This is a genomic window from Rhodoferax sp. GW822-FHT04A08, assembly GCF_058801025.1.
Window position 1 is genome coordinate 138,906 of sequence record NZ_JBXAMW010000002.1, and the last position, 13,608, is coordinate 152,513.

10 protein-coding genes and 1 pseudogene are annotated in these 13,608 nt (G+C 51.6%); 5 read left to right on the forward strand and 6 right to left on the reverse strand.

The genetic code is table 11. The annotated features are described in order from the left end of the window. The first annotated feature begins 497 nt into the window (after positions 1 to 497). Complete coding sequence (locus AC1RMF_RS05175; protein WP_493140146.1) at positions 498 to 1,292, forward strand: substrate-binding periplasmic protein; 795 nt, start codon at positions 498 to 500, stop codon at positions 1,290 to 1,292. Between the two features lie 94 nt (positions 1,293 to 1,386). Next, positions 1,387 to 1,524: pseudogene (locus AC1RMF_RS05180) on the forward strand (IS30 family transposase); the annotation flags it as partial. A gap of 153 nt (positions 1,525 to 1,677) precedes the next feature. Here AC1RMF_RS05180 and AC1RMF_RS05185 read toward each other — a convergent pair. Then, the gene (locus tag AC1RMF_RS05185; protein ID WP_493140148.1) at positions 1,678 to 5,646 is read right to left on the reverse strand and encodes a response regulator; all 3,969 of its coding nucleotides are present in this window, start codon (positions 5,644 to 5,646) and stop codon (positions 1,678 to 1,680) included. Positions 5,647 to 5,986: 340 nt separating this feature from the next. On the opposite strand from AC1RMF_RS05185, the gene AC1RMF_RS05190 reads away from it, so the two are divergent. After that, positions 5,987 to 6,766 (forward strand): glutathione S-transferase family protein, encoded by a 780-nt coding sequence (locus AC1RMF_RS05190; protein ID WP_493140150.1) that lies wholly within the window; start codon positions 5,987 to 5,989, stop codon positions 6,764 to 6,766. A 43-nt stretch (positions 6,767 to 6,809) separates the two neighbouring features. On the opposite strand, the gene AC1RMF_RS05195 is transcribed toward AC1RMF_RS05190, so the two are convergent. From AC1RMF_RS05195 to AC1RMF_RS05210, 4 genes are all read right to left on the reverse strand, one after another. Continuing rightward, positions 6,810 to 7,154 carry a DMT family transporter gene (locus AC1RMF_RS05195; RefSeq protein ID WP_342616280.1) on the reverse strand — a complete coding sequence of 115 codons (345 nt, stop codon included), beginning with the start codon at positions 7,152 to 7,154 and terminating at the stop codon, positions 6,810 to 6,812. Between the two features lie 202 nt (positions 7,155 to 7,356). Continuing rightward, positions 7,357 to 8,022 carry a hypothetical protein gene (locus AC1RMF_RS05200; protein ID WP_493140151.1) on the reverse strand — a complete coding sequence of 222 codons (666 nt, stop codon included), beginning with the start codon at positions 8,020 to 8,022 and terminating at the stop codon, positions 7,357 to 7,359. A 173-nt stretch (positions 8,023 to 8,195) separates the two neighbouring features. Continuing rightward, positions 8,196 to 9,410, reverse strand: coding sequence for an MFS transporter (locus tag AC1RMF_RS05205; protein ID WP_493140153.1), 1,215 nt, complete (start codon positions 9,408 to 9,410; stop codon positions 8,196 to 8,198). Between the two features lie 27 nt (positions 9,411 to 9,437). Next, positions 9,438 to 9,893 carry a GNAT family acetyltransferase gene (locus AC1RMF_RS05210; RefSeq protein ID WP_493140155.1) on the reverse strand — a complete coding sequence of 152 codons (456 nt, stop codon included), beginning with the start codon at positions 9,891 to 9,893 and terminating at the stop codon, positions 9,438 to 9,440. A 166-nt stretch (positions 9,894 to 10,059) separates the two neighbouring features. Between AC1RMF_RS05210 and AC1RMF_RS05215 the strand changes: the two genes are divergently transcribed. Further along, a complete protein-coding gene (locus tag AC1RMF_RS05215; RefSeq protein WP_493140157.1) occupies positions 10,060 to 10,956 on the forward strand; it encodes an alpha/beta fold hydrolase in 897 nt (298 codons plus the stop codon). A 688-nt stretch (positions 10,957 to 11,644) separates the two neighbouring features. Next, positions 11,645 to 12,394 carry a response regulator gene (locus tag AC1RMF_RS05220; protein WP_493140160.1) on the forward strand — a complete coding sequence of 250 codons (750 nt, stop codon included), beginning with the start codon at positions 11,645 to 11,647 and terminating at the stop codon, positions 12,392 to 12,394. A gap of 129 nt (positions 12,395 to 12,523) precedes the next feature. Here AC1RMF_RS05220 and AC1RMF_RS05225 read toward each other — a convergent pair whose 3' ends face one another. Then, positions 12,524 to 13,453, reverse strand: coding sequence for a LysR substrate-binding domain-containing protein (locus AC1RMF_RS05225; RefSeq protein WP_342616275.1), 930 nt, complete (start codon positions 13,451 to 13,453; stop codon positions 12,524 to 12,526). Positions 13,454 to 13,608: the final 155 nt, after the last annotated feature.

Consider the following 13,608-nt stretch of genomic DNA (forward strand, 5'->3'; position numbering starts at 1 on the left):
ATTGCAAAGAATGGGTAAGTGGCCAATCCGTTGCCAGATGGCGGTAGGGCGCGTGCTTATTATGGTGCAAATTACACTCTTAAACTCTGTTGCAATAGCTTCAGTGACGTCTCACGTTAAGGTGGCTGTTGAAGATTTCAACGGTCACAGTTCAACCGAACACTACATTGGAAATCCCGGTAAGGAATCGCCTCGCGGGCACTAGCTGATACAACATTTTGAGGTTTGCTCGGGAGCGTCGGGAAAGTCGGCTTCCAGTCCGTTGCTGGTGGCAGAATGTCAATGAAGGTGTACCGCCGGTTCGCCGCGGAAGCCGACATTTGAATGTTTTATCCGTGCTTCACTTGCCGAACTAAAACTGGTATGGAATACCGGAACTAAGTTCTCTTAACTCGACTTTGTAATGTGGCGAACGGAACTACCAAGCGGGTGTCCCAAAAACGAAATGTGGGATAGAGTTGGTGACAACATCCGGCGGACCAGAAAGGGGCCATCACATGCGGTACGCAACACAAATTTTCGTGGTGATAGTCTCAGGCCAGTTGTTCGCCAGCACCGTGGTTCATTCTGCCGATGTTTCTGAAAAATGCGAGACGATTGTTTACTCTGCCAATCCGCGGTATCCACCGTATCACTGGGCAGTAGATGGCGGCCGTTTGGCAGGCGCGAGCATCGAATTACTTGACAGACTTCGGCCAGACCGTGTGACACTAAAACCCGTTGTTTATCCATGGAACAGGGTACTACTTATGGCCGAACGCGGGGAAATCGACCTGGTGCTAAGCCTTCGAAAGACACCAGAGCGTTCTGCCTATCTTACCTTCACAGAAGGCCGTTCTTTCCCAAATCCAGTCGTGGTTTTTGTCCGAGATGACAGAGGCTTCAACTACAAGCAATGGTCTGATTTAAAAGGTAGACGAGGCGCCATAAGCCTGGGGGACAAGTTCGGAGAAGGGTTTGACGAGTATTGGCCGAAAGAGCTGAAGATCATAGAGAGGGGAAACATGGAGGAGAATTTCCGGCGGCTAAGGGAGGGTCAGGTTGACTACTTCATAACGAGCCAGTTCGCGGGGGTCGCACAACTCGAAAGTCCACAGGGGCGGAAAGGGTTACCGATAAAGTATCTATTGCCACCAATTTCAGATGAAGGAGTCTACTTTGGCTTCAGTAAGAAGTCTCCTTGCGCTTCTCTTATTCCCGAATTTGATCGCAAATTGTCTACCCTTGAATCGCAGCATAAACTGAGTGCGATGCTTAAGAAGTACGTCTATGAACCCGGCTCAACCAAATGACGCAAGGCACGTCGCCCAGTCTCAGCTTCGCCGGGCGGATTCAACCGGTCGATGCAACACACTAAATACTGCGTAAGCAGAAGGAGTGTTGTAAATGAAGTATCGGACAAGAACCTTCTATACAGATAGCCAGAAGACGCTGATGTGGGAGCGCTGGAAGAAGGGAGAATCCCTAGAGCAGATTGCTAGCCTGTTCAACCGACGTCACGGAGCCGTGCGCGGCATTCTGGCGATAACTAGTGACATGGCTAGAAAATTAAACGAACGTCCCAGGAAAACTCTAAACTACGAAACACCTGCTGGTCGATTCAGCCAACTTGTTGCTTCGACCGGTTGAATCCGTCGACTTGACCAGCAACTTGAAGCTCGCAGCCAATGATCGTCTTCAATGTGAGTCCGAAAGAACCTTCAGGCACAATGCATGCGCCGCATTGAAATCAAGTTCTTGAAGCGCTTCATCCAGCTGATCAAACAATTGGCCCGGAAGGCTTTGTAGAGCCTCCCGATTCTCAGCGAAATACATTAACACCTCCATATCAGAGGCCGCAGTCAACGCCGCGATTTGACGCAAGACGTCGAAGACCTCGGCATCACTCATTGATTTGCTCTTGGCTGAAGCCGACAATGCATTCGGTGACAACAGACTATGAATGGCATCCAACAACTTGGCCTTAGTGGTCTTGATAACAGGCGCCAATTCATCCATGCGTCCGTCGAAGTCCGGTATCCAATTATTCGACTTGTATTGAATTTCAAGCTCAGCAGCTTGTGCCGCAAGCTGGCTCGCCCCAAGCGTTCCTGCATTACCTTTAAGGGTATGGAGTCGCATAATTACTTGCTGGCTATCTCCGGAAGAATGCTTTTGCTTCAACTCGGGGATCAGACTATCCAAGATCCTTATGAAGTCCTGTGCAGTTCGTGTGTAAAGGGCCCGATTGCCAGACATTCTTCCTAGAGCCAATCGCATATCCAGACCTGGTATATCTTCAAGCACCAGCTTCTGATCAGCGGTTGGGCGTGGATCAATCCATTCATTTTCAGCGGAGCGATGTTTATCGTTGCGAATGAGTATCGAAACCAAATTGCTGATGTCAAAGGGTTTACCAACGTGGTCATTCATGCCAGCTGCAAGGCATGCTTCACGATCAGATGCCATTACGTTGGCGGACATCGCAATGATGGGCAACTCCTTAAGTTCCAATTCTTCACGAATTATCTTTGTCGCAGAATAGCCATCAAGTACGGGCATCTGGATGTCCATCAGAATCGCATCAAACTGAGGTGCTGCAGAGGCAACAGCCTCAACAGCAAGTTGTCCATTCGCCGCCAGCGATACGATCGCACCTTCGGCCGTTAACAACTCATCGGCAACCTGCTGATTGATCAAGTTGTCCTCTACCACCAGAATGCGCATTCCCGCCAATTGTCTCAAGCTGCTTCGTCCGTTAGTCGACCTAAGCAAGGTAGATTTTTCTGAAGATGCCTCTACCACCTCTTCAACCAACATTGACGTGGTGAAGGGTTTGACAAGAACCCCGTTCAAGGTCTCCTGCTCTTGCATTGAGCGGTGCGCTATGTCATCGCGTCCATTCGCCGTAACCATAATCACAACGGGAGCGGGTCCAGAGCATTTCCTTGCAGCTTCGCGCAAGTGATGCGTAGTTTCCCACCCATCCATTCCATGCATCTGCCAGTCCACGAATACAAGTTCGTAAGGAAAAGGCGAATCCTCAGCAATTTTCTGGTGAATCAACTCAAGAGCAAGCGGACCACTTGCCGCCATTTCGACCGTCCACCCAACAGATCGCACCATCTTGGCAATCAAATCGCGTGCAAAGTAATTGTCATCTATCACCAACACATTGTGGATCGGCACAGAGTGTTTCAGGGTGTTACCAAGGCCAGGCACATCTTGCACAAATGGCATGCTCAAAGAGAAGCAAAAGGTACTGCCAATCCTGACTTCACTGGATAGTTGAATGTCACCACCCATCAAGGCAATGAGGCGCTTACAGATCGCCAAGCCAAGACCCGTTCCACCAAATCGCCTGGTGGTGGATGCTTCTGCCTGTGAGAAACCACTAAAAATATGTTGTTGACTCTCTGCGGCTATGCCAATGCCGGAATCTTGAACTTCAAATTCAATTCTTACGTGTGAATCGATCGTTTGGATGTTTTTTAGTCGTATCACTACCTGACCCTGTGCAGTGAACTTGATCGCATTTCCACCCAAGTTGACAAGGACCTGCTTCAACCGTGTAACGTCACCAACTAGGACTTCGGGCAAAGTTGGATCTACATCAAAGAGAACCTCGACCTCCTTGCTTCCCAAGTTCGCTGACAACACTACGGATAATTCACGAAGAAGTGAATCCACTTGAAAAGGAGCATTCTCCAGAGCCATCTTGCCAGCCTCTACCTTGGAAAAGTCCAAGATGTCGTTCAGCAAGTTCAACAAACCTTTAGCCGCACCTTCAGCCTTGTTGGTGTAATCCAGTTGCCTCTTTGTAAGCTCTGTGTTTTGTAACAGACTCAGCATCCCCAATACTGCATTCATCGGCGTACGAATTTCATGGCTCATGTTTGCCAAGAAAGCGCTCTTGCTTTCGTTCGCAGCCTCCGCCTGCAAAGTGCGCTCTTCCAGTTTTATATTCAACTCCTTGAGTTGAAGTTGAGCACTCTTTATTTCCGTGACATCCACTACAAACACGTAGATCCCTTGCACTTTGCCTTCTACAAAATCTGGCATGTAGCGTGCAATCGTGTGTTTGATTTCGTTGCTTCCCTTAATCGGAATTTCGCGCTCAAATGACTGATCCTTACCTTGAAGCGCTGCCTCCAATCGGGGTAAGTTCAACGCATACAGTTCAGGCCCCAGAACTTGAGAAATGTGCATTCCCTGAATCTGGCTAGGGTCTACACCAAACCAATCCGCATATGCGTTGTTTGCGAATCGATTTTTCAATTCTTTATCCCAATAACCAACCATAGAAGGAATGGCATTTAACGTATTCTGCAAATCATGCAAGGCACGATTTGCAACGTCAATCGCATTACGACGAGCAGAAATGTCTAGATGAATGCCAGAAATATTGAGCGCCTTACCGCCTTCATCACGCTCGCCGACTCGTCCACGACTCAGTATCCAGATCCAGTGACCACTACGATGCTGTACACGAAACTCCGCCTCGTAAGCGTCCGTCAAACCATTGATGTGGGACTCCCAATGTGCTTCCACTTGCTCTCGGTCTTCGGGATGAACAATGTTCTGGAAACGTCCTGCGATCTTTGCAACTATCGTTGGGACATCGTAGCCAAGCATCTGTGCGTAAAGCTCATTGACCTTGTCTTCTCCAGTTACAAGGTCTAACTCCCAGGTTCCTGCATTGGTTCCCTTGATGATGTTCTCTAAGTGTCGACGCTCCAGGTGCAGCTCGCGCTCGACCTTTAATCGCTGGGTAACATCTTCTACCGTGGAAAGGCTGTAAATTGGCACACCTGTGGCATCACGCTGGAGAACAGCAGACACCAGGGTGTCAACCACCTCTCCCTGACGGGTAACAAATTGATATGGAACTTCCTTAACAAGGCCCTGTGATAGCAACCGAGGTAGTCCAACCTCAAGCCCGAATTTCGCTGATTCAGGCGTCATGAATTCAGAAAGCTTCGCTCCCAACATTTCTTCACAGCGAAATCCCAATCTACTCGCAAATGCGCTGTTGATTGAAGCGATTGTTCCGTTCGGCTCGATGGAGTACAACATGGCCGGTGTGGACTCATACATGTTGTGACGTTCATCTTGTTGGCGCTTTAGCTCAAGATGGGATCGCCTCCCTTCAAGTGCTCGACTTGCAGCTACTGCCAGTTGGCTTAATACCTCGCGCTGCGTTGAAGTCAGCTTATTTGGCTTTTGATCAATTACACACAATGTTCCCACATTGAATCCACTGCTCAGCCGTATAGGACACCCGGCGTAAAAGCGGATATGAGGGCTTGCCTCCACCAAAGGATTGTGGGCAAATCTACCGTCTTGGGCCGCATCCTCTACCTCGAAAATATCGTCTCCAAGGATGGCATGAGCACAGAATGCAATGTCGCGCGACGTTTGAGACACGCCTGGCAACCCTACCCCTGCTTTAAACCATTGGCGTTGCGAATCCACCAAACTAATAAGCGACACAGGAACTTCGCAAATCAAGGATGCCACCCTTACCAAGGCGTCAAATTCCGCCTCGGGTTCGGAGTCAAGTACATCAAGGCTGCGCAGAGCCTTCAGTCGCTCGTCCTCATTTTCGTCACGAGCTGCAGGGGTGTATGCGTATTCCAACGTGTCTCCAAATTCTCGCGTCGTCATGAGTCTTCTGAACCACTACTCAGTAAGCAAAAACGTCAAAATTTTGTTTTAGATACCATTTGAACCTAACTTTGCTCAGGAACTAAGGGAGTTGGCGCGACTCAAAGCAAAAGTTGACCAAGTTCCATTTAACATTGGAACCGCATTGCATATTGTGAAAAAATTCTCAATTTGGCAAATCGGAATGACTGTTTTCTGGCCCAGTCCTTGCCGGTATGAAAGGCAACTGCGGAGCAAACCTACTAGGGGTCTCCAATCCAGGAGTAGGCCAAGACCCAACATACGTGACAAATCGCAAAATGGCAGCTTTGCCCACCCTACTGACATCGGTCAACGACTATTGCAAGTCGGCAAATTCACCCACTTTCTTGCACGCTCACAGATCAAGCTTGCGCGTAATGGCTGTTGCGCAGAATGGTTTTTGTGCGTCACCGGATACATTCAGGGCTCTTTGAAAATCGCATTTGAAATTCCAACACATAGGGAACCGTCCAGGATCCTCGTCGGCCAATATGACAGCCCCGTCACCCGCCGCGTCGCTATTGCGCTGCATCACTACCGCATACCCTTCACTCGCGACACCCGCTCAATTTTTGGCGATGCGGCGGCAGTGGGAAAGATCAGTCCCTTAACCCGCATTCCAGCCCTCGTCCTTGACGATGGCGAGGTACTGATCGACAGCGCCGCCATCCTTGATCATCTCGACGAACAGGTGGGCGACGCGGCGCTGATTCCCGCCTCCGGCCCCACGCGCCGACGCGTCCTCCAAATGACGGCACTGGCGCAGGGCACCCTCGAAAAGATCGCGGCTGTGGTCTATGAGAGGCATTTCCATTCCACCGAACATCGAAGCGTCGACTGGCTTGACCGTTGCCTTGGACAGGCCCGCGCTGGCCTCGATGAACTGACACGGCGCCTCGGCACACCCTATGCCTGCGGGGCAACGCTCACCCATGCCGATGTCATGATCACCACGCTGATCTGGTACATGCGAGATCGGATGGACCAAGTGTTGTCACCCACCGCACACGCTGCACTGATCACCCTGGCCGAACACTGTGAAACCCTGCCCGCCTTCCAAGCTGCCGCATTGAGCGACTTCGAGAAGATGCCGCGATAGCGGTCTCAGTTTTTTTCTCAGCAATAGAGGCAATGAGCGTGCTCTACGCTGTCCCAATAAGCTGCAAGCCAACTATGCCTGCCACTACCGCGCCGATACAGATAAAGCGCATAAGTGTTGCAGGCTCGCCCAGCCAAAGCACACCTATAAGCGCCGTTCCAGCAGCTCCAATACCCGCCCAAACTGCATAGGCAGTTCCAATTGGAAGAATCTCAAGCGTAGTGCTCACAAGCCAAACGCTTAAAACTGCTGAACAGACGGATACAGCGCTGTAAAACGGGCGACTGTAGCCATCCGAGAACTTCATCGAAATAGAAAACACTATTTCAAGTGAACCAGAAAAAAATATAACGACCCACGCAAGCGCTGGCGAAGAAACCGTAAACATTACATCTCCACATAGGAACCAAATGGCACTGCCGACGCTGGACTTTACACAGTTACTTAGATGCGTAGAGGTCCGCTTTGGAGCGCACAAAAGGACCGCTTCCGGTCCAAATTTACCAGTCGCGACCGGTCGGAATTGGCCAACGTTAGGTACCGCAATTACCGTCTGAGGAATGTTGTGTGCGTCCGAACGCACGCCGATTTCAGGACTGCTGTTTTGCAGCGACAGGATAAAGCTGATCCAATAATGCAGCAACCTTTGGAAGGAGCTGTCTTTTGTCCGGGAACAGCAATTCGGCCTCAGCAACAAGCGGCTTTGCGTAAAGGGCCTCGTACACCCGCTTAACAACGCCCGGTGCGACAAGTTCCCTGTCAAACCCGGGCACGATGCCGGCTAACTGGTAGCCAAATTGCTCACAAAGCATTTGGACGGGCGGATAGTGCAATGTAACCATTGCGTAGGAATACTCACAACCCATTGCCCTGCCGACTGGTTCTAGAAGTTGGAAGAGCCAGTGAAACACACCGCCTTTCCGGTGCGCAGGACAGATGACGGTCAAACGGTTCTGAATCGTCAGGGCATCCTGGTCTCTCGCATTGGCTGACATCCCGATCACCTCCTCGCCCTTTCTGATAACGCATACCGCGACGTCAGTTTCTGATTCTCCACGTAGGGACACTTCCTTAAGATAGAAGGCCTCTCGTGAATACGGAGCGGAAGCTCCAACAGACACTGAGGGATGCCATGACTTGATTAATTCGATGATGGTGAGAATGTCCTTACGGTGAAGAAACTCAAGGCTGTAGCCCTGCGGCGCAGGCACCATCGCTTCCATATCTGCAACGGTAGGCCATCTCATGTGTGTCATCGCCATCTCCTTTTGTGTTGAATTCAGGGTGCAATTAGATGCAACGATCGGGCAAGCAAAGGTTCTCAGTTACCGCAATCGCCAAAAAATTTTCAGTGGCATCGTACTGGAGTCCGAAAACATTGCGAAGCGACTCTTGAACTCGCACAACTCCCAATTCATATGCGTAACGACTAATTCCAATTTGTCGTAATGTGAGACCAGCGTCCAAACGAATACCAGAATGCGAAGAGTGCAACGGTGGCCAGCGTGCAAAAACAATAGATTACTTGGTTAAGTCCTATTAACGCCGACATTGGCCCCACACCAATCAGCGCCAAGGATGCAGCTTGCGAAAACAGGAATGCGTTGCCCATAACCCTGCTTCGGAATCGGTCGTCCAGATTGCTTTGAAGAAGGATGAGCGTAGACGTCAATGTGGATTCAGCTGCTATCCCAAACACCAGTCTACTGATGGTTGCTTGCCAAATGCTATTGGTTGCCACAAAGCTTATGGTTGTAGCAACGGCAAATGCAAAGCCCCACTGGATGACGTACCAGCTCTTTTGGTGCGAACGACTTCTCGACAGCGCAATAGAGGCCAGAGCCGCACCAACGCCAGTCACTCCTGCCAGCAACGCCAAGCCGCTGGATGCGGCGGTGGGGAATATCCTGTCGGCGAAGACTGGCATCAGTTTGCCGGTGAGTCCACGCAGACCATCATTGAAAAATGTAAGCAACAGCAGGAGGCCGATCATTGGATGTTTCATCGCATATCTCAAGCCGTCCAGGTAGTCACTCAGTATGCTGCTTCCAGAGCTTGCGACAGGAGCCACCGGGCTCGTGAGTCGCATCTTCGCAAGGACAACCAAGAACAGCAGATATGCAAGCGCGTTGACCAGAAAAGAGATGGAGACTGGGAACTTCGCAAGCAGAACACCCGCCAGTGCAGGTCCCAAGAACATGGCTAGTGTCCGATATGAAGAGCTGAACGCAATCGCCGCGGACAGGTTCTCGCGGCTCACCGCACGAGGAAGCAGTCCGTAACTGGCGGGCACACTGAAGGCGAGAATTGCCCCTTCTGCAAATGTGAGCGCAGCCAGCATGGGAACGTTGAGCACTTCAAAGTACGACGTCACTGCAAGCGCCATTCCCTGAACGAACGCCAGAAAATATGCAACAAGCAGTATCTTGAGCCGACTGTGCCGGTCGGCCAAAACACTGGCCCATGGCCCAAAGATGAAATAGGGAACAACACTCAAGAAACTGACCAGACCGAGCGTACCTGCAGAATGGGAGAGCTTCCATGTCAACCAGGATACCGCGAGGCCCTGCACAAAGAAGCAAAGCCAAGACGTTATGGAGGCGATCGAGTACAGCCTGAAATTGCGCTCTTGATAGAGACTCATCAGGGCACCACTCGGAAGCCAGCTGACTCAGAGTTGAGACGCTAAATTGGTGGGCGGGACATTGACATGCAAAATCCTGCCCATGCTCACACGCGGCTCGATAACATAGCCAAGCGACTTGTAGAAAGCCGCGGTTGCTTCGTTCGAAGCAAGCAGCTGAAGGTTCACTTTCATGCAGCCGGCTGCAATAAGGGCAGCTTCGGCAGTTTGCACTAGTCTGCGCCCCAACCCAGACCGTTGCCGCTCAGGATGTACAGCAACGGCGTAGAGCCATCCCCTATGCCCGTCGTAGCCTGCCATGACGGTACCAATGACCCCCGTGCCCTCCGTCGCAACAAAAAACAATCCATCCCTGTTTGCGATCTTTTTGGCGATCGTCAGGGTGGGTTCGTTGTGCGCAGTTTCGTAACCAAAGACAGTGCGCCAGAGTTCAATGACTTGCATGCGGTCAGTTGAGTCCTTGTACTCACGAATCTCCGTCATCGTCGCTCCTTAAGATGTTGGGCAAGTGGCGTGAAAACGCATTGAAAGAATGATGGCAAACCAAGTTGTCCAAATGGTTTTCTTTGCAAGTCGCATATAAGTATCTCAGAATCGGCAAGTCGCATCTTGTCGTCACGTACTGCAAACAATCCTATTGCGAATAGAAATGAAACACATCACAGCTGGTGTTTTGAATATCGCTTACTTCGAGCAGGGTCCGCTCAATGGAACACCTGTGATCTTGTTGCATGGATTTCCATACGATGTGCATTCTTATGACGCCGTGTCAGCGAGGCTCTCCAGCGCTGGGTATCGCTGCATAGTCCCATACCTTCGTGGTTACGGATCCACCACATTTCTGAGCACCGATGCGCCACGTTCAGGCCAACAAGCTGGATTGGGAGCTGACCTGCTTGCCTTGATGGATGCACTGGACATCTCCAGCGCCATGCTCGGAGGCTTTGACTGGGGTGGTCGGGCCGCTTGCATTGTGTCGGCGCTTTGGCCAGAACGCGTGCTGGGACTTGTGAGTTGCGGAACCGGCTACAACATCCAAAACATCGCTGAAGCAGGCAATCCTGTCTCCCCTGAGGAAGAGCAACGCTACTGGTATCAATACTATTTCCATTCAAAAAGAGGTAGACGAGGACTTGCTCAGAATCGAGGCGCGTTATGTAACCTCCTCTGGCGACTGTGGTCTCCATCCTGGAAATTCGATGAATTCACCTTCGCTCAAAGTGCCAAGGCTTTTGAAAACCCAGACTTTGTGGATATCGTCATCCACTCCTATCGTCATCGATTTGGCAGTGTTCCAGGTGACCCCGCATTGGATGAAATAGAAAGGCGATTGGCAGCACAACCCAACATTTCCATTCCGTGCATCGTCTTGCAGGGCGATGACGATGGAGTTGAGGGGCCGCCACAAATCCTGGACAGCGCCGCCTCCCATTTCAATGGGCCTTATGAACGTCGCATTGTTTCGGGCGTTGGACACAATGTTCCGCAAGAAGCTCCCGACGCATTCAGCGATGCCATAGTCTCGCTCAGGGAGCTGTCTCTATAGCCAGCATGCAAAAGCTACTTAGGACCTTGAATGTGTCGCCTCTCCGTCGACTCTGGGAAATACACGCCTGCAGATCATCAATATGGTGTCCCGAAGTCATCGGTGCCCGGGATCGGCATGAAGCCGTGGATGCCAAATGGCGGAAATTCTGATCTGCGGAGTGTGTATAGGAAGTTCAAAGTGTTGAAGACCAGCGCTCTTGGCACCATCCTTCATCAAGGGATTACCAAGATACGAAAACGGGATGAGACCGAGAATATTTGAGTGCCGCAAGATGTGCATCGCATTGGCGTACGTGGGCACCACCATGACAATACTCCTGCGTAGACCCAATCGCCTCAAAGCATCGTCCACTGGACTGGCAAATTGCGGTTTGCGCGCCCCCTTATTCATCCTGCTCCAATTGCCTTTTCCAGATTGCAGCCGTCGAACTTCTGCATCCTCTTTGTCGCGGCAAATTTCCGCACCTTGCACGGCTCAGAACAACGTATCCAGTTTCAAACTTATCAATTTATTTTTAATAAAACTCTTTGTGCCTTTGATGGACTAAGTTGCATTGCCTCGGCTCGCACTAGGCCTTTCGAGATAAATTTCTTAAAGCAGGAAATGGCACCTTTTCCCCCATCTTCTATTGCTTTAGGAAATTTATATAGCCAAGTATTGCGTAGAGAATCATCCGGATTAGAAGATGAAGTTAGCGAAATATTGGCTATATATGCTGCAAATCCTGATTGTTGACGATGATGAAGAAATTAGACAGTTGCTGTCCGATTACTTGACCCGATATGGTTATGGTGTGCACTGTGCCAAGGACGACACGGAGATGTATCGGCAGCTGGCAAGAAACACCATTCATCTCGTCGTGCTGGATTTGACCTTGCCGAACGGCGTTGATGGCTTGTTCCTGGCACGCGAGCTATACCGCCAATCCAATTTGGCCATCATCATGCTAACCGCCCGTAGCAGCCCATATGACCGCATCGTAGGATTGGAGAGCGGTGCTGACGATTACATGATCAAACCCTTTGAACCGCGTGAGCTGGTGTCACGCATAAAGTCTGTCATGCGTCGACATGCCATGCCGGAGGAACTGCATGCAAGCGCGACGAGCGATGGCGTCGTCTGTTTCGACGGATGGGAATTGCACTGCAGCAACCGTTGCCTTTACACCCCCGAAGGAATGGTCTTGGCGTTGTCCAAGGCGGAATTCCGCCTGATGTGCACCTTCTTGCATGCACCCCACAAGGCGTTCCATCGTGAACGGTTGATACGATGCGTACGCAACGATGACGGTGGCGCCGACGAACGCAACATCGATCTGCTGGTCTCCCGCCTGCGTCAAAAGCTGGCCTGCGCCCCCGAAAGCGGGAAATTGATCAAGACCATACGCGGTGTGGGCTATATGTTTGACGCCAAATCAGTGTACGGGCAGTGTTAGCAACAGCGGGTAGTCCGACAACGCCCGAAAGCCAAGTGCATCACCATCACAGGGTGGGTGGCATTGCTTACCCTGTGGACTAAGGACATGACAAGCCAGTTTGGCCACCGAGCGCCAAACGCAATCTCCTCAGCGGTGATGAACTCCGCCAGCCAGCATGTGTCCGTCCAATGTGGGCCGCACGGCGGTGAGAAAGTTGCTCAGGGCTTCGGGCTGAACCGCACCCTTGCGCCATGCGAGGCCCACCTCCAGATGCGGCAGCGGGCGGGCCAGCGGGCGGGCTTCTATGCGGTCTCCTTCCAAAGACCAGGGCCGGTACAGCATATCTGGCAACACGGAGCATCCCGCCCCCGTTGCCACCAGACTGCGTACCGCTTCCACGGATGACGTGCGGATCAGCACGTTCAGATCATCACCCGCAGCGTTCCACAGCGCAGTCGCGGCATCACCCAGCTCATCCACTTGCAGCAATACCAGCGGTTGCCGCGCCAGCTCCACTGCCTCCACCTTTTCTTCTCCTGCAAGCCGGTGATTGACCGGGCACCACACACGCCATCCCGAACGCAGAATGGTTTCCGTCTCCAACGCTCGGTAGTTCTGCAGTTGCGACACCACGATCAACGCCACATCCAGCTCCCCACTGACCAGCAGGTGCTCCAGATAGTCCCTCCGGTCTTCGGTGATCTGCACATGGATACGGGGAAACACGCGTTTGAATCGGTCCAGCAGAAACGGCAGGTAATAGCCCACCATCAGGCTGGTGACACCGATATTGAGACTGCCAGTCACCGTGTGTGGCCGCGACGCTAGCGCGTCCCTGGCGTTGCGCATGGCCACTTCAATTTGGTGGGCGTGGCGCAGAAACTGGTGACCCGCATGGGTCAGTGACATACCTCGAGCACGCCGATCGAACAGCAAGGTGCCCAGGTCGGCCTCAATTTGGGCTATGGCCTGGGACACCACGGACTGGGATACGCCCAATTCATGGATTGCCGCCGATATGGAGCCGGATTCGGCCACCGCTATGAAATACCGAATGCTCTTGAAAGAAGTGCTCATATCGCCAAACTGGGCACCGTTTTGGCCCATTTAGGGGGTAAACCCTGCAAGGCACCATCAAGAATCCTAGGGTTAACCATTAATTTTGCTGAAATTGGTGCGAGGTTTCTGTTTTACCGATGGATTGTATTGCCCAGGCGGTGTGGCAGTGGCGT

Excerpts from the sequence above, each read along its gene's own strand:
- AC1RMF_RS05175 (WP_493140146.1), top strand. The coding sequence starts at position 498 with ATGCGGTACGCAACACAAATTTTCGTGGTGATAGTCTCAGGCCAGTTG.
- AC1RMF_RS05185 (WP_493140148.1), bottom strand. The coding sequence starts at position 5,646 with ATGACGACGCGAGAATTTGGAGACACGTTGGAATACGCATACACCCCT.
- AC1RMF_RS05195 (WP_342616280.1), bottom strand. The coding sequence starts at position 7,154 with ATGTTTACGGTTTCTTCGCCAGCGCTTGCGTGGGTCGTTATATTTTTT.
- AC1RMF_RS05200 (WP_493140151.1), bottom strand. The coding sequence starts at position 8,022 with ATGACACACATGAGATGGCCTACCGTTGCAGATATGGAAGCGATGGTG.
- AC1RMF_RS05205 (WP_493140153.1), bottom strand. The coding sequence starts at position 9,410 with ATGAGTCTCTATCAAGAGCGCAATTTCAGGCTGTACTCGATCGCCTCC.
- AC1RMF_RS05210 (WP_493140155.1), bottom strand. The coding sequence starts at position 9,893 with ATGACGGAGATTCGTGAGTACAAGGACTCAACTGACCGCATGCAAGTC.
- AC1RMF_RS05215 (WP_493140157.1), top strand. The coding sequence starts at position 10,060 with ATGAAACACATCACAGCTGGTGTTTTGAATATCGCTTACTTCGAGCAG.
- AC1RMF_RS05220 (WP_493140160.1), top strand. The coding sequence starts at position 11,645 with ATGAAGTTAGCGAAATATTGGCTATATATGCTGCAAATCCTGATTGTT.
- AC1RMF_RS05225 (WP_342616275.1), bottom strand. The coding sequence starts at position 13,453 with ATGAGCACTTCTTTCAAGAGCATTCGGTATTTCATAGCGGTGGCCGAA.